Raw genomic sequence first — 19983 nt, 5'->3', positions numbered from 1 at the left:
ACGCCCTTGTCACTTACGTCGAATGTGCGAGAACTCAGATTCCAGATGCACCACTACCGTGACTGCGCGGGGGACCCGCTTAAGAACTAGCGGTGTGAGCCGCTTTCTTTTGCCTACTTTTCTTTGCGGCAGGCAAAGAAAAGTAGGTGCCCGCCCCGCACAGGGGCGACGCTAATACACCAATATCAATTCAAGGAAAGGCCAAAAAGTCAGTTCAAGGAAAGGCCAAGAACAAAAACCCAAAGCCCTCAAACAGCCAGACGCTCCGCGTCATCAGCAAGAGCGACTTCAAAAAACCGCCCTTGGGCCTCCGCATCGGCTCGCGCGTAGGCGCGATTAACCCCACTAATAACAGCCCGAATCGAAGCCGTAACCAGATTCGCATCGACCCCAACCCCAAACGCGCTCCCAGCGACATCCGCCCCAGCCATCTCAGCCACAGCCACAGCGCGAGCATCGGCACCCTGAGTCAAAGCCCGCTCCTCATAATGCTGAATCCGCACAGGCGCGCCAATCGCCTGCATCAACGCATCAAGCGGCCCATTCCCTTCCCCGTTCAAAACACGCCGCGAGCCATTAATGTCGACGGTGAGCTTGATATGCTCACGCCCATCGCGTTCAGACAGACTATGCGCAACATAATGAATCGGCGCAGCATTCTGCACATACTCCTGCTGGAACAATTCCCAGATCTGCGCAGGCGTGACTTCCTGCCCGCTGGAATCAGTAAACCGCTGCACAGCAGAACTGAAATCAACCTGCAAGCGCCGCGGCAGCACCACGCCATAACCCTGCTCGAGCAAATAGGCAATCCCACCTTTGCCTGACTGACTATTCACCCGGATCACCGAGTCATAAGTCCGCCCGAGATCGCTCGGATCAATCGGCATATAAGGCACTTCCCAAATGGCATCCGGTTTCTGCACGGCAAACCCCTTCTTGATCGCATCCTGATGCGAGCCGGAGAAGGCGGTGAACACCAGATCGCCGACATACGGATGACGCGGATGCACCGGCAACTGCGTGCATTCCTCGGCGGTACGCGCGACTTCATTGATATTCGAAAAGTCGAGTTCAGGATCGACACCCTGCGTGTACAGGTTCAACGCAAGGGTCACGAGGTCGACATTGCCGGTCCGTTCGCCATTGCCGAACAAACACCCTTCGACACGATCCGCTCCCGCCATCACCGCCAGTTCCGCGGCAGCCACAGCCGTGCCCCGATCGTTATGCGGATGGACCGAAACGATCAACGAATCGCGACGCGCGAGATTGCGGTGCATCCATTCGATCTGGTCCGCGTAGACATTCGGCGTAGCCATTTCGACGGTAGCGGGCAAGTTGACGATCGCTTTGTGTTCGGGGGTCGGTTGCCAGATGTCGAACACGGCGTCGCATACTTCCCTGGCGAATTCGAGTTCGGTACCGCTGAACACTTCCGGGCTGTATTGCAGCGTGAAGTGCGTTTCCGGCGTGGCGTCGGCGAGACGCTTCATCGTGCGCGCGGCGTTTTGCGCGAGTTCCTTGACGCCGCTCTTTTCGAGGCCGAACACAATGCGGCGGAATTCCGGCGCCGTCGCGTTGTACAGGTGAACGATAGCGCGCGGCGCGCCACGCAAGGATTCGAAGGTGCGTTCGATCAGGTCGTCGCGAGCTTGCGTCAACACTTCGATCGTGACGTCGTCGGGGATATGGCCGCCTTCGATCAGCTCACGCACGAAATTGAAGTCGGTCTGCGAGGCAGACGGAAATGCGACTTCGATTTCCTTGAAGCCGATCTGCACCAGCGTCTTGAACATGCGCATCTTGCGTTGCGCGTTCATCGGTTCGAACAGCGCCTGGTTGCCGTCGCGCAAGTCGGTACTCATCCAGATCGGCGCGCGTGTGATGACGCGCGACGGCCACTGGCGGTCCGTCAAATTGATGGGCTTGAACGAGTGATATTTGCTAGCGGGGTTCTTCAACATTTTCATCATCCTTGGGATCGATCAGCTTGGGCTTGGACCGGACGACGAAAACACAAAAGCATGGCCGCCGGTCGGAAACCGGGGCTGGGTCAGTTACTGGGGAATTCAGCGGTGCTTCGGGTGTATCAGATGGAAGCGCGCAGCAGCAGACCTAGCCCGGTAGAGCGGGCTAGTAGTAGCGATAGGATGGTCTGGGCGCGGTACATAGTGCGCAATAGGAACATATTATTAAGACGGCGTCAAGCGCGGGGAGGCGAATTCATCCGCACCGTGTTTTCTCCGGCGGGCTTTCCCGCCACGAAAACGGGCCGTTCGGAAGGGTTTATCCCGGTGCGGACGGACTGAAACCCGAGCCCGTCGTATCCGTCACTTTGGTTTCACGAAACGCAAGGTCATGCGATCCGACTCGCCAATTGCCGCGTATTTCGCCCGGTCGACGTCGTGGCCTTCGTACGTGGGCGGCAATGACCACACGCCGTGCGGGTAGTTTTTCGTGTCGCGCGGATTGCTGTTCACCTCGCTTTCGCCGAGCAACTCGAAACCTGCGGCGCGCGCATGTTCGATGACATAGGCCTCGGTCACATAACCGGTGTCGATGATCTGTTGCAGGGAGGTGTCCGGCGCCGCGCGATGTTCCTCGACACCGAGGACGCCGCCCGGTTTGAGCGCCGTGTAGAAGGCGCGCAGGTTCGCGTCGATCTGGCCGTCCTTGATCCAGTTGTGGATATTGCGGAAGGTCAGTACCTGGTCGACGCTGCCGTCGGCCGGAAAGCCGCTGAATTGGCCCGCTTGCAACGTGCCGACCACCACATTGCCATAGACAGCCGGGGTGGCCGCCAGTTTGCGCGCGAATGACGCCCGCCCAGCCTGTTCCTCCGCGGCTGACGCAGCGTCCGGGCTGTCGTATTGCGCCTCGTACAGTTTGCCGTGGTCGTGCAAATAGGGCGCGAGTATCTCCGTGTACCAGCCGCCACCGGGCGCGATCTCGAGCACGGTCTGCGACGACCTCACGCCAAAGAACTGCAGCGTTTCCTTCGGATGGCGGTACACGTCGCGGGCTCGGTTCTTGTCGCTGCGCTGCGGTCCGGAAATTGCGGCATCGAGCGAGGCTGAATCAGTGGCTGTAAAAGAGGTCGACGCGGTTGGGGCGGCGCACGCAGCCAGCAGCAGCGTGGCGCTCAGTGCTGCGAACGTGGAGCGCAAGGCGCGGGCTTGGGAAATGGGGTGCAGGTTCATGGCACCCATTATCGGGTGCGATCCCTTTGGAAAGAAATCGCCAATCGAGATAACTTTATGCGCATGCGATATTTGAAGTGCCTCGGTGTCTCGGATGCTTCGCGCGGGCCACGGTTTGCGGCAGTTCTGCCAATTTGAAGCGGGCGGCACGGCTTTAGCCGAGTCTGAAAGACGGGGGCGTATTTAGGCCGGCGGGGAAGATTTAGCTGAATCCGAAGGGGGGCGTATTTAGGGCCGGCGGCGCAGATTTAGCCGAATCCGAAGGGCGGCGTATGAGGGGCGGCGTATTTAAGGCAAGCGGCGCAGCTTTCGCCGAATCCGAAAGACGCGGCGGCGCGTATAAATAATGTGTTCAGCGTCAGTCAGCGCGCTGGCCCGCGTATTGGAATCGCTGACATGATCGCCTTTCATTTCACTTTGCCGGAGGCAGGTATGCAACGAACATTGACGTCGAGGGTCGCGGCGATATTGCTGTGCGCTGCTGCGTGCGGTGTCGCCGCACAGGCTGGCGCGCAGGGCCTGAGCGTGCAGGACGACATCAACGCGCCGCAAAATAGTACGCGGATGATGCCGAACGCGGCGCGCGGCAGCGAATATCCGACGCACGGCAACCAGCAGGCGGGCGAGCTGAATCTGAATCCGACCGATCCGCGCGCGCAACTGGTCAACGGTATGCCGAACAACACCCAGTCGGGTGGTTACGGTTCGCCGCTCGCCGGCGTGCGCACTTACGTGCAGCCGCAAATGCCTGCAAATTGAGCATTCGCGCGGGCCAAGGCCGGTCGTGCCGCATCGCGCGCTGACTGCAGCGCATCCTGGCACGGACCGCGTTTTTCGGTTCCAGCGTGAGTTCCGCTAACACGATCATCGGATTGTCCCGCCGGGCTCATTAGAGGCCGAACACGATCCGCAGCGTATCGTTCTGCACGATCACCGAGACGCCGATTGCCAACAGGATCAGCGGCAGCAACGCGGTACCGTAGCGCCGGATCGGCGCGCCCAGCAACGGATGGTCCACCAGCCACACCGCGCCAGCGCACCAGAGGCCGATCATGGCGACGAACACCAGCGAGATGAACATGCCCTCGCTGTGCGAATGACTCGCGTACAAGGGCACGTAGACGGCAAGATTGTCGGAACCATTGGCCACCGCCACGCACGCGACGGTCCACCATGACGAGCCTGCGTCGGTTCCCTGGGCGCGCGCGCGTGCCGCAGCCTGCGCCACTTCCTCCTGATCCGCGTTGCCTGGGCGAAAGCGCGTCCACGCTTTGTTCAGACTCACGCCGATCGGCAAGACGCCGAGCAGGCCGACATAACCGGTGGGTAACCGCGTCAACAACGCGGCGAGCAGAATCGACCCCACGATCAAGGTCAGCGAACCGGCAAACTGCCCGGCGATCACGCGACGCCGTTGGCCGCTCGCTTCCGCGAGGAATGCGAGCAAAACGAAAAGGTTGTCGATATTGGTCGCGACGTAAGCCGCGACGGCGAGCAGGGCAAGGTTGAACATGCGGGAAAGGCGGTTATTGCACAGTGGGAAAACGGGTCTATATCGCTTCGACGCGGGTCCAGCCGAAGAGGTGGGAGTGCCTAGGGTATGGCGGCCGGTCAACACGATGCCGATGCAGAGCGTCGCGGTCAAGCGGTGTCCCAGTCTTTTAGGCGATGTGTGCGTCCTGCGGTTTAACGCTTTACCGCGCAGTGCCGTGCTGTACCGGCTGGGCTCGTTCTGCGTCTGCGGCTTCCCGGGCGTCGGCCTGAGCCGAAGCCCGAGCCCGAGACCGAGCCAAAGCCAAAGCCAAAGCCAAAGCCAAAGCCAAAGCCAAAGCCAAAGCCAAAGCCAAAGCCAAAGCCAAAGCCCCGTTCCTGTGCCGCTTCCGAGGGCCTCGCTGCCGGCCCATCAGCACGTAAGCTACAATTGCCGACGGCTTGAAAAACGGAACATCAATGAAGATTCGGATTCTCTCTATCGCCTGTGTCACGACCGCTGCCGCACTGCTGGCGGGCTGCACGGCCGTCTATAAGAACTCGGATGCATGCGAGCAGTTGATGCGAAGCAAGCTGGCTGAAACGTCGCCGGATACGCTGAAGATTACCCATACGGGAACCGGCATCGACGGCTCCCGGGTAGTCGTCGAAGGATCGATCGAGCATGTGGTGACGGCTCGAGAAGCCGCGGCATCCGCGGCAGCTTCCGCCGCGAAACTGGCGAATGCGCCTCGCGCGGCTTCGGGTGCGCGCACGGCGTCCGCGGCTTCTGCGGTGCCGGCGGCTTCCTCTGCTTCGGACGGTGCGGCACCCTCCGGCGAGGCGGCTGGAGCGGCCTCGGGTGCAGCGGCCGCTTCGGCGAGCGCCGCCGCGTCAGGAACTGAAACTACCTCGCTCAAATCCGCCAAACCAAAGAAGACCACCACGGCGGCCGCCGCCGAATGCACATTTCACGGCTCGACACTCGGCGCATTCAACTGGCTGGCGCCTGCAACGCTCATCAAGCCAGCCAGTGAAGCCAGCCAGTGAAGCGAGCCCATTGAAGTTAGCCAATGAAGCTAGCCACTGACGCCAGCCAATTGAAGCGAGCCAGTGAAGCGAGCCAATAAAGCCAACCAATGAAGCCAGCGAAGCCGCTGAACACCCGTTGCCTGGCTCTGCCTGCCCCCAAGCTCGCGCTTCACACAGCGATCTGCCCGGCCTGAAAAACAAAACCCCACGCTCCGAAAAACGTGGGGTTGGTCAGCAGTCTGAATTTCTGTCGCGCCTGTTGCCGCCGGTCAGCATCCCGCTGAGTACTGCGGGCGTGCTCAACGGCCACGCATGATCCGGCCAACTCAATCCGCCCTCCAAGCCGTCCCTCAACCCACCCCGTTCGCGTGGCGGCTTTTGTTGTCACGCAGCAGCTTCAACACACTTTCGCCGAAGGCTTGCGGCCGCCCTTCGAAGCAGCGCTGCACCGCCTGCGTATCGATCAGGCGTTGCCGCAGCGCCGTGCGCTCGTCGTGCTGGTCTATCATCCGCACGGCTGCGGTGATATAAGCCTCGACGCTGTCGGTAGTGATCCACGACGGCATGCCCGCGCGCTCGAACAGCGCGCCGTCGATTTGCTCGAACACCTCTGGACCGCGCTTGCAGACACCAGGCAAGCCGAGCGTCAAGGCATCGACAACACCGTTGGTGTTGCCGAACGGAAACGGGCTGAGGAACAGGTCGGACTGGTTGACGCGCGCCAGATACGCGGCGTAGTCGTGAAAGCCGTGAACGACGGCGCCCGGCAGCGTACGCGCGATGACGTCGCGCAGATGGTCGAGCGGCAAACCTGACGGCACACCGCTCATGAAGTGAAACTCAACAGGCGTCGCGGCCCGCTCGCCGATTGCGCGGCATGCATCAAGAAAGCCGGGATTGAGCTTCATCGCGCTGGCAGTGATGACGACCTGCAGCGTCTCGCGCGGCGGCGGAATCCGCGCGACGATGTCCGGCAGCGCGACCGACGGGCGGTACGGTTGCCCGTCTTTTGGCAGCTTCATCAGTGGCTCGCTGAAGCAGGCCGGGTCGCCGACATAATCCTCCTCGACGCTGATGTAGTCGATCTTGTCGGAATGCGTGGTGGCGGGATGGCCGAGCGCCGCGATCTGCAGCGGCGCGACGCGCAGGTTGGACATGAACACCGTCAGCACGAACATGCCGACGCTCGGCATGTACAACACATCGGGTTGCTCGGCCTCGGCGAAGTCACGAATCGTCTTCAGGCACTCGCCGATGTAGTCCGGCTGCTCCAGTTCGATGAAGCGGTCGAAGATATTCCGCCCCACGTCGTCGACGGCGTAACCGAAGCCGAAGCCCACCACTTCGAAATGCTCGCGCGCGGCTTCGAGCGTGCGCGAGTGCGTGCGGTAGATCGAATGCGCGCCGCTGAACCACTCCAGCACGACTGCCATTACGGGCTTCCTGCCGCGCCGCGGTTTGCCTTCGGCCGGCGTGCGTGTTGGCGCGGGCAGATCGGTCAGGCCGAGTCGTTCCAGCTTGCGACGCACCAGCACATTGATGTCCTGTTTGATCGCATGCCGCCGCGGCGTATCGGCATAGCTGCAGAACATATAGGCGTTGTGCAGGACGGCCGAGGGCAGGTCGTCGAGTTCGCCGATTTGTTGCAGCTTGCCGGGCAGCCATTCCAGCAGCGCCTCGCGTTTGAGATGCGCGCTCGGCGAACCCTTGAACACCGGTGCCAGCAAAACGAGGGCAAGACAGGCCGCGATGGTTTTGTCGTACGCCCAGAGCGCGGCGAAGTCGAGTTCCAGTTCCGACTCGGTCGAATAGAGCACGCATAGCTTCTCGATGAAGCTATCCCCCGGCAGGAATTGCGCATCCGCCGGGCCGCGCGGATTCAGATAACGGGCGACATGGTCCGCATTGCCTGACGCCGTGGCTGAGAACAGCACGCCGATCCATTCATGCAGTGTGAGAAACAGCTTGAAGCACTCGGTGGGCGGCCGGAAGTCCGGGTCGGCGAACAACGTTGACACGGCGCTCGTCAGGCGTGTGCAAAAACGCTGGCGTTGCTCCTGGGGAGTCAGGTCAGTCATGCCTGACGCCTGGAAGCTTGCGTCCAGTTCGCCACGCGTGTGTTGGAGGAGTGCGAGTGCGGCAAGGAGTTGGACCGAGGCCTGAACATGCTGTTGCGTATAAACCAGCTGCTCGAAATGGTCGAGCGAAAAGGTGACTTCCATCGTTTGACTCTTGTTAGATATGCAAGACTAACGATATCGAGACGACGCTAGCCGGAAACGATGATTATTGCAGTCAGCGCGTATCAAATAAGTCTGGGATGGGGATTTAGGAAAATTCCGTGCGGGAAAATCTGATCGGTCTGAGGGATTTGTTGTGTGTGTGAGTGCGGGAGTTCTGCAATGACAGGAAGGGTCTGCTCAGGTGCTCAATCAAACCCGTCCCTCGCCGTTGTGCAGGCGGCCCGCGGAAATCCCGAATAGCCAACATTTCGCAAGATGGGTCCTCGGGTATTGAGCCCTCAGAACGCGTAGTACGGACCCGGGCCGGCCGAGGTCGCGCGCGACGCGATCGCCGTATAGACGCGCCGTCCGAAAAAGAACGGCAGGCCCCAGCCGAAGCCATTGCTGACAACCCCTGCCAGATTGTCGAACGCGTTATTCGGCGACGCGAACAGCGCGCGCGAATTACCGATCTCAAACGAAACCGTGTTCGCCACGCCGTCGACACCGGTGATCGTGGCACTCGCTGTTTGCGTCGCCCCCGGGCAATACCAGTAACCGCATTGCGGGAATTGACTACTGCTGAAGAACAAGCCATTCGAGCCGCTGTCGATGTAGCTTTGCGCATAAGTCTGACCCGCGCTGCTGGTCACCACGTAACCTGTCTGCGTGTTCGCCTTGACCACGCTTGCGCCGTCGAGCGTATTGTTCGCCTGGGTGCCAATGCCGAAGATCATCGAGCCTGACACGCTTGCCGCGCCCGCATCGGCGATGGCCGGCAGGTCGATCACCACGCCGTTGTTGTCGAGCGCGAAGCGGCTGACCGGATTGGTCACCTGCTGCGCAAGCGCCTGCGTACTCGCAAGGCAAGCGCCGCCGGCGTTGCAGCTGTAGTACCAGCGTGGCAGAGGCGAAGTGACGCAAGCGCTGCCGCAGTCGGCTGCGAACAGGCCGACGCCGAGAATGCCGTTGGCATACAGTTGCGAGCCGGTCAGCATCGACGGGCCGGAGCTAGCGCAGTCAGTTGGCACATTGGGCAGCGCAGGGTCGGCGATCAGCTGGATCGGAATCGAGGCGGCCAGTTGGCCGGCCATCCGCACGTCCGCGCTACGCACGGAGCCCCATGTATAGCCGCTGCCGAATACGGAGCACTGTCCGGTCACGCCGCTGCCCGAACCCACCGCTGCGAGCCTGAGGCTGGGCGGCAACGCGGAAGCGAGAATCCGCAAGCCGTGCGAGCCGGTGTCGACCTGAATATTGTCGATCGTCGCGCAGTTGCTGGTGCCGGGCTGGCAGACAGTGACGCTCGTCGTGAGAATGTTGCGCGTCAGACCCGGCACGGCGCTGACCGTGATCGGCTGGACGTTCGGCGTGGTCGATTGCGGCACGGACGTGGCCGTGCTGGAGACGCCGCCTGCGGATGGCGCACTGGCGCCAGACGAGCCCGCCGCGCCCGGGCTGCTGGCCGGGCTGGCCGCGCCTGCCTGAGAAGAAGCGGTGCCGTCGCTGCCGCCCCCGCCGCAACCGGTGACGAGTGCCGCGCAGACGAGGAGCAGGGCATGGAAACGAGAGGGAGTCTTCATGATGATGTCGGCAATCGATCGTCAAGGCGTTTTCGGAAGGGCTTGCGCGCGGCGTTAGCGAAAGTCGGCGGCCGTGACGCCTGGCGGCAAGGCCGCCGGCAGCCACGCGCGTCCCGTGTAGGCGCGCATCGGGCCGCCAGATTCCACGATCACGTCCGGGCGGACCACTCGCGAGGCATGCAGATTGCCGTCCGGCGCCGATGCGATGGCGCCCGTCCGGTAGGAGTCGGCGTACTTGCCGAGCAACGCGCGCAGATCCGGCATGGTCGGGCCGTCCCACGTGTAGGCGATGATCTGGCCGGTATTGGTCGCGTACTCGTTGATGGTGGTATTGCCGGCATCGGTCAGCGTGCGCAATCGTAAGGCGCCGTTCAGCAGGGTTTGCGGCGCCGCGGTCGTTGAATCCGCCTGGTTGGGCATCGTGCCGCCCAATTCGGCACGGACGGCAGGGCTGGCGCCCAGCAATACAGCCACCGTTGCCGAGGCAGCGATGACGGATGGAAAAGAAGAATTTGGCATGGCTACCTGGCTCGCGGTTGGCGCATTCAATCGTTATTGAGATGTCCAATTCAAGATAACACTCAGGTTTCCTGATTGTTGTCAGGTGCGGCGTTCGGCGCTTCGGGTAATCTCGAAAATAGCGTGTGATCCAGGCGGGAAGTGCCTTTTAAAACAATGATCTGACAATGAAGTAGGGCATCCCTCACTATCGATTGGGAAGTGTTGTGGATTGTTAAATTGGCGGCTAGTGACGGCGATCGCTGCAACGGAGCGGGGCTTCTTTTTGCGAAGAGAGGTTCGCTGGACCAGGCCGATTCAGCGGCTTCCACACCCGGTCGGCGCACCGCGCGTTTTGCCGGCCGCGGGCTGCTCAATGGACGGGCAAACCCCAGTTTTTGCACATGTCTCGCCGGGATCGGTAAAATGTTGGGTTGATCCACGGAAACTTGCCGTGGCGTAGCGGAAGGATTCCCCGAACATGACTGATCTTCGTCTTACCAAGCGGTTTGCAGTAATGCTGATGGCAGGCGGTCTGGTCGCCGGCTGCGGCACCTCGTCGCCGACCAAAATCGACTACAAAAGCGACTCGAAGTCGAAGCAAGTGTCACTTGCCGTACCGCCGAACATGATCGATGAGACGTCCGATCAGCGTTCGTTGCCCCCGCAAGGCGGCGAAACCTCGCTGTCCACGCTCCAGCAGGTCCAGGCGCAAGCCCCGGCCGCCAACACCCTGACAGTGGTGCCGCAGGTGAGCGGCATGCACATCCAGCGCGACGGTACGGAAAGCTGGCTCGTGATCGACAACAAGGCGCCCGACCAGGCATGGGCGCAAATCCGCCGTTTCTGGCAGGAACAGGGCTTCCTGCTGGTGGTCGACCAGCGCGACAAGGGCGTGATGGAAACCGACTGGAACGAAACGCACGCACAGATCAACGACGGCCTGATCCGCAACACGCTGTCCAAGGCAATGGGCACCAGCTATGTGAGTTCTGAGCGCAACAAGTACCGCACGCGGCTCGAAACGGCGCCGAACGGCGGCACCTATGTGTTCATCAGCCAGAAGGGCATGCGCGAGGCCATCACCGGCACGAACAACGATTCGACCCAGTGGCAAGCCAAGCCGAACGATCCGGGTCTTGAGCAGGAATATCTGAAGCGCTTGATGGCAGCGCTGGCGCTGGCCGATTCACGCGCGAAACCCGCCGATACGCAAAGCGCCGAGCTCTCGCCGGCGGGTGCGCAAGTGGCGCCGAACGCGGCTACGTCGGGTGCGAAGTCGGCGGCTGCGGCCACGGCGGCGCAAAATGTGGCGCTGTCGGCGCAATCGCCCACGCCGGATGAGTCGGCCAACACTACATCTGCACAGCTCTCGTCCACCGAGCTCACGCTTGGCGAGCCGTACGACCGTGCGTGGTTGCGCGTGGGCCTCGCGCTCGACCGCAGCAACTTCACCGTCGACGATCGCGATGCGACGCGCGGTTTGTACTTCGTGCGTTACGTCGATCCGAAGGACTTGACGTCGGCAGAGCAGGGCTTCTGGAGCCAGGTGTTCCACGGCAAGAAGGAAAAGGTCGCCAAGCAGTATCTCGTGAACGTGCGCGCGGTGACGCCTAACCAGACCCGTGTGGCAGTGGTCGACGACAAGGGTGGGATTGATCAGAGCTCGCAGGCCAAGCAGATCATGAGTCTGATGGGCGACCAGTTGCACTGAACGAGGTTGTAGCAAGCAGCGATTGTTGTCAGAAAACCCGCCCGGAAGGCAATCCGGGCGGGTTTTTTTACGTCCGTTTCATCCCTTGCCACGGCGCCCGCAAGCCATGAGGACCGTCGTCGTACCGCGCACGTGTTTTGCTTATGTCTAAACACCAGTATGAATCGGCGCTCAACGGGAGATGGCCATGTTCGACGTAATCCCTTATTGGATGTGGGCGGCGAGCTTGCTCGTCCTCGCGCTCGTATGTGGCGCAGCATTGGGGCAGCGCGAGACGCGGCGGCCAACGGGACTGAGGGTCCGGCATACGCCTGCGCATCGCCCGAAATGGCCGATGCATTAATGTTCGATCCGCTGTTTAACCTGTTCAAAGGCCTGCCGCGAGAGCTTGCGGCCGCTCCCAGCGCGGCCGCATGTAACGTGACGTTACCCCGGTGACGTAACTCGCCAAACTTCCTTCCGGCGCAACTGCCAATCTCCTTTCGTAGAAAAATTACAATAACAATCAACGATTTGCGATCAGTTTTTCGTCAAATTGCACGACTGGCATGCAAGCTGCTTTTAAAGACTCATGGGGCCGGATTCGTAACATCCGACGTGACGTGCGGTGAGTTTCCAGGCGGCGTTCCCAGATCATTCCATACCAGCATCGGCGAACGAACCGGTGCTAAGCCCGATGATGGCCTGCGCGCGTGGCGCGCGGCTTCGGTGGCCCCGTCGCCTATCCTCGTAGGGCGACGGTTTCGCCCGCACTCCATTGGAGTGCGGGCTATTTTTTTGGGTGCGCAAGATGGCTTGCCATGCCGCAGACGCGGCGAGCGGCAGGCGGGCTGCCGGCCGGCAGCTTTCAGGTGTCGGCGCGGCGCGACCCGACCCAGGGCAGACGTTTGACCACGCCGGTGGCCAGCGCGGTGCCGACGAGAATCACGCCGCAGCCTTCTAGCATGCCCGGCGACACGGTTTCGCTGAGAAACAACGCACCCCACAGAATGCCGAAGATCGGAATCACGAAAGTCACCGTAATCGCGCGCGCCGGCCCGGCTACCGCAATCAGATGGAAGAACAGCATGTAGGCGACGCCGGTACAGGCAACACCCAGCGCAATCACCGCGCCCCACGCGTGCGGCGAGATCGGCGCAGCCGGCCAGTAGATCACGGCGAGCGGCAGCAGCACGATGGTGGCGCCAGTCATCGTGCCGGTCGCGACAGTCAATGCGTCGACGCCGGTCAGGTGACGCTTCGTGTAATTGGCGGCAATGCCATAGAGCAGCGTGGCGCCGAGCGCGGCGGCGGCCGCGAGCGCGGTGGAGAGCGGCGTGGCGGCCGAGCCGTCCGGTGTGGCGATCTGGTCCCATACCAGCATCAGGACGCCGAGAAAGCCGATCACGAGACCGAGCGTGCGCAGCGCGCTCAGGCGGTCGCGCAACCACAGGAACGCGACGAGCGCGCCCCACAGCGGCGTGGTCGCATTGATCACGGACGTCACGCCGGCCGACAGTGTCAATTCGGCATAGGCGAACAGGCAGAAGGGCGCAGCCGAATTCAGGATGCCGACCACCAGCAGCGGAAAAGCGCGCGTGCGCAGGATCGTCGCGGATTGATGCAGCGGCCGTCGCGCGATCAGGACGACGGCGAGGAAGATCGCGCCGATGCCGACACGCAGCGCCATCAGCGGCGCGACGCCGAAGTCGGTCACGCCGACGCGGATAAACAGAAACGAGGCGCCCCATAGGGCGGCCAGGATCAGCAACTGCAACAGGTTTTTGGCATTCATTGTCGTGGCGCCGCGCGCGGTTGAGTCGAGACGTGTGCGCATCGTAGCAGCGCGATTGCGCGAAACGTTTCAGCCTGGAATGAAACGGCAAGATTCCGGAGATGAAGGACGTCCTTTAGTCGTCATCGTAAGCGCGGGCAGGTGGGTCGCAAAACGAGCAATTCTCACGCTGATGTGAGAAAAATTACGATGGGATTGACGCGATGAAGGGCAAGATAAAGGGCCCGTGAGATGGTCGTATAAAAAAATGTGAGTTATTTTGCGAAAAACAGTAGCGCGGGGAAGTTGACGGCAGTGCGACTGGCGCGAGCAGAGCCGGCCTCCACACTGGCTCAGGCGGGTAACGCAACGCCGCCTCGGCGGCTCCGGCGAGGCGAATGCAGGCCATCAAAAGAAACGGGCGTGCATTGGGAAGAGCACGCCCGCCGGTTCACTCATGCGGATGCCAACTAGCCAGCCACACCTCAATGCGGAATCATTCCCTGCAGGAAGTTCTGCTGCACCCAGACCAGTACGCCGAGGATCACTGTCAACAGAATCGAGTGCTTGAAGGTCTTGGCGAACACGACGCCTTCCTTGCCTTTGAGTTCGGTGGTCGCCACGCCGGTCGAGATGTTTTGCGGCGAGATCATCTTGCCCATCACGCCGCCCGACGAATTGGTCGCCGCCATCAGGATCGGGTTCAGGTTCAACTGATTGGCCGCCACCACCTGCAGGTTACCGAACAGCGCGTTGCCCGACGTGTCACTGCCGGACAGGAACACCGCGACCCAGCCGAGGAATGCCGACACCAGCGGAAAGAACGGTCCGACCGACGCGACACCGAGCCCGAGCGTGTAGGTGAGCCCCGAGTAGTTCATCAGATACGCGAGGCCGACGATGGTCGCCACCGTCAGAATGGCGATGCGCGTCTGGACCCACGTGTCGGCGATGGCCGCGCCGAATTCACGTGCGCTCAGTTTCACCATCAGCGAGGTGATGATCGCGGCCACCAGAATCGCCGTGCCGGTCGCGAGCGGCTGGAAGTCCCATACCGCGCCGTACGGCGTGTTGTACAGCGTGATGAACACGGCCTTGTCGAGCCCCGGCCACAGCACCTTGACGTCGCCGATCAGGAAAACCTTCGCGACGGTCCACACGATCACGACCACCGAAACGATGATCCACGGATACCAGCCCTGGGCGCCGCCGATCTTGCCGCGCACCTCGCCGACGCGGTCGATGTTGACCGCGAATTTCGGATCGGCGGCGGGTTTCCAGACGCGTAGAAACGCAATGGTGAGGATCAGCGACACCATCGACGACAACACATCGGTCAGGCTGTAGTTCACGTAGTTCGACGCGACGAACTGCGTCAGCGCGAAACTCGCACCGGACACCAGCAGCACCGGCCATACGCGCAGCATGTTGCGAAAACCCGCATACACCCCGATCACGTAAAACGGCAGCAGGAAGGCGAAGAACGGTAACTGGCGGCCCACCATCTTGGCGAGCGAATCGGCCGGCAGGTGCGTGACCGCGCCGAGTACGGTGATCGGCACGCCGAGCGCGCCGAACGCAACCGGTGCGGTATTGAAGATCAGCGTGAAGGTGAGTGCTTCGAGGGTTGGGAAGCCGAGCAGGATCAGCAGCGAGCTGGTGATCGCGACCGGCGTGCCGAAGCCGGAAATCCCTTCGAGCAACGCGCCGAACGAAAAGCCGATCACGACCAGCACGACGCGCCGGTCGTTCGGCAGGTTGTCGATCATCCACATGCGAAAGGCCGCGAAGCGGCCCGAGCGCTGCGAGATGTTGTAGAGCAGGATGGCCGCGAACACGATCCACATCACCGGCCAGCAGGCGAAGACCGCGCCGGCGACCACGGAATTGACCGCGAGCCCCACCGGAAACTGCCACACGAAGATGGCCACGATCAGGCCGACGATCAGCCCCGCGAGCGAAGCCTGCCAGGCGGGGCGGCGCGCCCAGCCGAGCAGCAGCAGGACGACGATGATCGGTAGCGCGGCAACCAGGAATGACGGCAAGAGCGAATTGCCGACGGGAGTGAGTAGTTGGTGAAACATCCAGCGTCTCCTTCGTTGTTGTTCGAACTCGGCGCGGGACTACGCACTGCGGGCGCGTCGCTCTGGTAGGACGGATGGGCGCTATTGGCGCGGCGAAGACGTGCCGGAGCGCTTATCTAAACAGGTACTGCATGCATGTGGCTTCCCAAAGCATAGGGCCCGGGCGTCAGGCGTCAAGAGGGGAAACTACGGGCGCGAGGAGAAAGGGCGACAGTGAATCGTTGAGGCGAACGGCCCGCGTTGCTCGCGCCACGATGCACGTGAGGCCGACTCGGCGCGGCAAGGGCCATGCTGGCGGGCTGGCCGGCGTTGGCACAAGGCGGGACGCGCGCGTTATCCGGCATGGACCGGTCCCGTGTCCCGACAAATACGGGCACGGGACGCTCGAAGCCGGTCAGCGAGATCCGGCTGCGAGACTCAGTGATAGTGGCCGTGGCCACCACCCCATCCGCCATGTCCACCCCACCCGCCGTGGCCGCAGCAATAGCCGCCGAAGCCGAAGCCGATGGAGACGGACGGCCCGTACCAGCCCGGATACCCGTAGTAAGCGGGATACACCGGCGGCGGATAGTAGGCGGGATAAGCCGGCGCCATATAGACGGGGGGCGGGGCCGCAACCGCATACGTGGGCGGCGGGCCCTGCTGGGCGTTCTGCGCCTGCTGCGCTGAAGACTGCTGCTGCGCCTGTTGCGCGGCCTGCGCCGCCTGCGCATCGGGTGGCCCGACCTGCACGTCCTGTTGTGCCGCGCCTGCCGGGACCGTGGCGTAATACGGGTAGTATCCGGCCGGATAGTAGCCGTAAGGGTAATAGCAGCCGGACAACGTCAGCATGCAGACCGCGCCGGCGAGCGCCAGGCCCGTTTGTGAAATACGTGGGAAACGTGAGAATCGACGCGGCAGCCGCGTGCTGATCGCGCTAGCCGGGTTGATGAGACGGGACTTCATGACGCGCTCCTGTTTTAATCGGACGCCGCCATTCGGGGCGTCATGGCTTGAGCTTACGCCGCCGTGGCGCCAACAGGATTGCAAAACCGTAACGGCTTATTTCACCTCATTGCAGACTGTTTTGCGGAGCAACAGGTGTGGCCGGGGTTGCTTTCGTCCGCCGGCCACACGCCCGTCACTGACGGGCGTCCTGGGCTGCTGCGCCCGCAATCCGCCCCTTACTGCCGCTGATAAATCTCGGCGCCTTTCTTCATGAACTCGATCGACTTCACTTCCATGCCTTTCTTCAGCGCTTCGTCGTCGGTGACGCCTTGTTGTGCCGCGAATTCGCGCACGTCCTGGGTGATCTTCATCGAGCAGAAGTGCGGGCCGCACATCGAACAGAAGTGCGCGACCTTGGCCGAATCCTTCGGCAGTGTCTCGTCGTGGAATTCGCGCGCCTTGTCCGGGTCGAGACCGAGATTGAACTGGTCTTCCCAACGAAATTCGAAGCGTGCCTTCGACAACGCATTGTCACGCACCTGCGCCCCCGGATGACCCTTTGCCAGGTCGGCGGCGTGCGCGGCGAGCTTGTAAGTGATGATGCCTGTCTTGACGTCGTCCTTGTTCGGAAGCCCAAGGTGCTCCTTCGGCGTGACGTAGCAGAGCATCGCCGTGCCGAACCAGCCGATCATGGCGGCGCCAATGCCCGAGGTGATGTGGTCGTAGCCGGGTGCGATGTCGGTGGTCAACGGTCCGAGCGTGTAGAAGGGCGCTTCGTCGCACCATTCCAGTTGCAGGTCCATGTTTTCCTTGATCAGTTGCATCGGCACGTGGCCGGGGCCTTCGATCATGGTCTGCACGTCGTGCTTCCACGCGATTTGCGTCAGCTCGCCCAACGTCTTCAGTTCGCCGAGTTGTGCTTCGTCGTTCGCATCGTAGATCGAGCCGGGACGCAGGCCGTCGCCGAGCGAGAAGGCCACGTCATAAGCCTTCATGATTTCGCAGATGTCTTCGAAGTGCTCGTACAGGAAGCTTTCCTTGTGGTGAGCGAGGCACCACTTCGCCATGATCGAGCCGCCGCGCGAGACGATACCCGTCATGCGTTTTGCCGTCAGCGGCACGTATTGCAGACGCACGCCCGCGTGGATCGTGAAGTAGTCGACGCCTTGCTCGGCCTGTTCGATCAGCGTGTCGCGGAAGATTTCCCACGTCAGGTCTTCGGCCTTGCCGTTGACCTTTTCCAGCGCCTGATAAATCGGCACCGTGCCGATCGGCACCGGGCTGTTGCGGATGATCCACTCGCGCGTTTCGTGGATGTGCTTGCCGGTGGAGAGATCCATCACCGTGTCGCCGCCCCAGCGGATCGCCCACGTCATCTTGTCGACTTCCTCGCCGATCGACGAGGTCACCGCCGAGTTGCCGATGTTCGCATTCACCTTCACGAGGAAGTTACGGCCGATGATCATCGGCTCGCTTTCCGGATGGTTGATGTTGTTCGGGATGATCGCGCGGCCGCGTGCAACTTCTTCGCGCACGAATTCCGCCGTGATTTCCTTCAGGCCGTCGGGACCGAATGCGCTTGCGCCGAACGCCTGGCCCGGGTGTTGGCGGCCCATCATCGCGGCGAGTTTTTCGCCGTTCGGGCCGCTCGTCTTCAGGCTTTCCAGGTACGCGGCGCGCTGCTGGTTCTCGCGAATCGCGATGTATTCCATTTCCGGCGTGATGATGCCGCGACGCGCGTAGTGCATCTGCGAGACGTTCTTGCCGGCAATTGCGCGGCGCGGCGTGCGGTGCAGGCCCTTGAAGCGCAAATCGGCAGTCGCGGTATCGGCGGCGCGTTCGCGGCTGAAGTCGCTCGACAGACCCGTCAGCGCTTCGGTGTCGCCGCGTTCTTCGATCCAGGCTTGACGCAGCGCGGGCAGGCCGGCGCGGATGTCGATTTTGGCTTCCGGATCGGAGTACGGGCCCGACGTATCGTAGACGAAGACCGGCGGATTCTTCTCGCCGCCGAAGCTATCCGGCGTGTCGGCTTGGGAGACTTCGCGCATCGGCACGCGGATATCGGCTCGCGAGCCGGTCACGTAGACCTTGCGGGAATTCGGCAGGGGGGCGACAGCGGCGGCGTCGACGTGGGCGTCGGCGGAAAGGAACTTCGGATTGGCGTTCATGCGGATCTCCTCTGTCGACCGGAGTTGGCGCTTAGTGCCTTACTCCGGTCCCATGCAACTTGTTGCGGTCGACGAGAGTTGGCGCAAAGCACCCACTCCAGTCCCATTCGGGGCCGCTAAGCAGGAGACGAGATGGAAGTTGTCGGATTCGCGAGAAGTGAGGCGATAAAGCTGGAGTGCGAAATCCGTACGCTTCCCTGCGCTGGCATTATCCAGATCAGGTTCAAAGGGTATTTCTCACCCACGCAACACGGACCTCCAACCTCCGCGCTACGCAGGACCCCCGCGTTAGCAGCGCACACGATACACCGGCCGGGCGCTGCTTGGCAACCCGTCTTGAAAAAGTCAGAGCTCGGAGATAACGCCGGTCAGCCGCGCACTATTCTTATGGTAATAGGGCTGCCGGGTGTGATGCGGTGCGGAAATCTGAAGCGCGAGCGTGCTTGCGTTACAGCGTGAAATCGTCGGCGGCTTCGGGCTGAAACAGGATCTTTTCGAGCTTCAGCACTTTCTCCGTGCCGCTCGGCGGTGTAAAGCGGATGCGTTCGCCGCGCTTGGCGCCGAGTAGCGCGAGACCAACCGGCGAAAACACGTTCAGGCGGCCTTGCGCGAAGTCCGCATCGGGCGGATAGACGACCGTCCAGGTCATCTGCTCGCCGCTGGTTTCGTCGACCAGCGTGGCTTGTGAATTCATCGTGACGATGTTCGCGGGGATGTCGCGCGATTCGACGATCACGGCGCGTTCCAGGACGTCGTCGAGCATGTCTTGCAATTTGGCATCGGCACCGGGTGCGGCCGCGTGCTTTTCAAGCCGGGCAGCGTCGAGTTCGGTGAGGTAACAGGTTTTCGTCTTTTTCATGACAGGTTCTCCAATTGATCTGCATATAGGGGAATGGCGTACGGATGAGATCAGCCCGGAGCCCGACGACGTGGCTCCGGTGATGGAGGGAGCAACGTCAGATCGGGCGCCGGGCGGCGAGAAGCGGGAGCGTTCGGAACGGCTGGCTGGGGTGCGGCATCGACATGCCCGTGCGCGCGCAACCGGTTGCGCGGCGGGGGCGCAAGCGATTGAAGGCACGGGAGATCGGAAAGCGCATCGGGGTAGCCGGCAGAGAGTGAAAGATGTTTGGGTGAGCGCCGGAAAGAAAGCTTGATCGGCGCAATCGAAAGGTGAATGTTAGCACGGCCGGGTGTCTCCTTAAATGCTGCCGGGAGGTGCCGTATGCACGGGGGGGCGGCGTGTCTTTATCGCACAGGGTGGCGTGGGGTCCCCCGCAGCATCATTCAAGGCCGCCGCATTCAAGGCCGTCACGGCGCTGCCGTTAATGC

The 19983-nt window shown here is 62.1% G+C and carries 14 protein-coding genes and 1 riboswitch; of the genes, 3 read left to right on the top strand and 11 right to left on the bottom strand.

Annotation, left to right across the window (positions count from 1 at the left end; genetic code table 11):
* Positions 1-248 precede the first annotated feature (248 nt).
* Both leuA and PQR53_RS08210 read right to left on the bottom strand, forming a co-directional pair.
* Entirely contained in the window at positions 249-1967 is a 1719-nt protein-coding gene (gene leuA / locus PQR53_RS08215) for a 2-isopropylmalate synthase (RefSeq protein WP_408452192.1), read from the bottom strand.
* A gap of 366 nt (positions 1968-2333) precedes the next feature.
* Positions 2334-3212 (bottom strand): class I SAM-dependent methyltransferase, encoded by an 879-nt coding sequence (locus PQR53_RS08210; protein ID WP_408452190.1) that lies wholly within the window; start codon positions 3210-3212, stop codon positions 2334-2336.
* 423 nt (positions 3213-3635) lie between these two features.
* Here PQR53_RS08210 and PQR53_RS08205 point away from each other — a divergent pair, with 423 nt between their 5' ends.
* Complete coding sequence (locus PQR53_RS08205; protein WP_408452189.1) at positions 3636-3962, top strand: hypothetical protein; 327 nt, start codon at positions 3636-3638, stop codon at positions 3960-3962.
* A 130-nt stretch (positions 3963-4092) separates the two neighbouring features.
* Here PQR53_RS08205 and PQR53_RS08200 read toward each other — a convergent pair whose 3' ends face one another.
* Complete coding sequence (locus tag PQR53_RS08200; protein ID WP_408452187.1) at positions 4093-4716, bottom strand: cadmium resistance transporter; 624 nt, start codon at positions 4714-4716, stop codon at positions 4093-4095.
* 437 nt (positions 4717-5153) lie between these two features.
* On the opposite strand from PQR53_RS08200, the gene PQR53_RS08195 reads away from it, so the two are divergent.
* A complete protein-coding gene (locus PQR53_RS08195; RefSeq protein ID WP_408452185.1) occupies positions 5154-5723 on the top strand; it encodes a hypothetical protein in 570 nt (189 codons plus the stop codon).
* A 332-nt stretch (positions 5724-6055) separates the two neighbouring features.
* On the opposite strand, the gene PQR53_RS08190 is transcribed toward PQR53_RS08195, so the two are convergent.
* From PQR53_RS08190 to PQR53_RS08180, 3 genes are all read right to left on the bottom strand, one after another.
* Positions 6056-7927 (bottom strand): glycosyl transferase family 1, encoded by a 1872-nt coding sequence (locus PQR53_RS08190; protein ID WP_408452184.1) that lies wholly within the window; start codon positions 7925-7927, stop codon positions 6056-6058.
* Positions 7928-8226: 299 nt separating this feature from the next.
* Positions 8227-9510, bottom strand: a complete 1284-nt coding sequence (locus PQR53_RS08185) for a DUF3443 domain-containing protein (RefSeq protein WP_408452182.1) — start codon at positions 9508-9510, stop codon at positions 8227-8229.
* Between the two features lie 54 nt (positions 9511-9564).
* A complete protein-coding gene (locus tag PQR53_RS08180; protein ID WP_408452180.1) occupies positions 9565-10029 on the bottom strand; it encodes a DUF2844 domain-containing protein in 465 nt (154 codons plus the stop codon).
* Between the two features lie 460 nt (positions 10030-10489).
* On the opposite strand from PQR53_RS08180, the gene bamC reads away from it, so the two are divergent.
* Positions 10490-11722: an NlpB/DapX family lipoprotein gene (bamC, locus tag PQR53_RS08175; RefSeq protein WP_408452178.1), complete on the top strand. Its 1233-nt coding sequence runs from the start codon at positions 10490-10492 to the stop codon at positions 11720-11722.
* 847 nt (positions 11723-12569) lie between these two features.
* Here the strand turns inward: bamC and PQR53_RS08170 are convergent.
* The 5 genes from PQR53_RS08170 to PQR53_RS08150 form a co-directional block, all read right to left on the bottom strand.
* Entirely contained in the window at positions 12570-13496 is a 927-nt protein-coding gene (locus PQR53_RS08170; protein ID WP_408452176.1) for a DMT family transporter, read from the bottom strand.
* Between the two features lie 464 nt (positions 13497-13960).
* A complete protein-coding gene (locus PQR53_RS08165; protein ID WP_408452174.1) occupies positions 13961-15559 on the bottom strand; it encodes an L-lactate permease in 1599 nt (532 codons plus the stop codon).
* 417 nt (positions 15560-15976) lie between these two features.
* The gene (locus PQR53_RS08160) at positions 15977-16504 is read right to left on the bottom strand and encodes a hypothetical protein (RefSeq protein WP_408452172.1); all 528 of its coding nucleotides are present in this window, start codon (positions 16502-16504) and stop codon (positions 15977-15979) included.
* A gap of 218 nt (positions 16505-16722) precedes the next feature.
* Entirely contained in the window at positions 16723-18654 is a 1932-nt protein-coding gene (gene thiC, locus PQR53_RS08155; RefSeq protein WP_408452170.1) for a phosphomethylpyrimidine synthase ThiC, read from the bottom strand.
* Positions 18655-18830: 176 nt separating this feature from the next.
* Positions 18831-18949: riboswitch (TPP riboswitch) on the bottom strand.
* A gap of 153 nt (positions 18950-19102) precedes the next feature.
* A complete protein-coding gene (locus tag PQR53_RS08150; RefSeq protein ID WP_408452168.1) occupies positions 19103-19513 on the bottom strand; it encodes a GreA/GreB family elongation factor in 411 nt (136 codons plus the stop codon).
* Between the last annotated feature and the right edge of the window lie 470 nt (positions 19514-19983).

The sequence above is a fragment of the Paraburkholderia fungorum genome, assembly GCF_046027605.1.
Lineage (GTDB): Bacteria > Pseudomonadota > Gammaproteobacteria > Burkholderiales > Burkholderiaceae > Paraburkholderia > Paraburkholderia fungorum_F.
The sequence above is the reverse complement of the archived record's forward strand: the minus strand, read 5'-3'. Positions and strand labels throughout refer to the sequence as shown.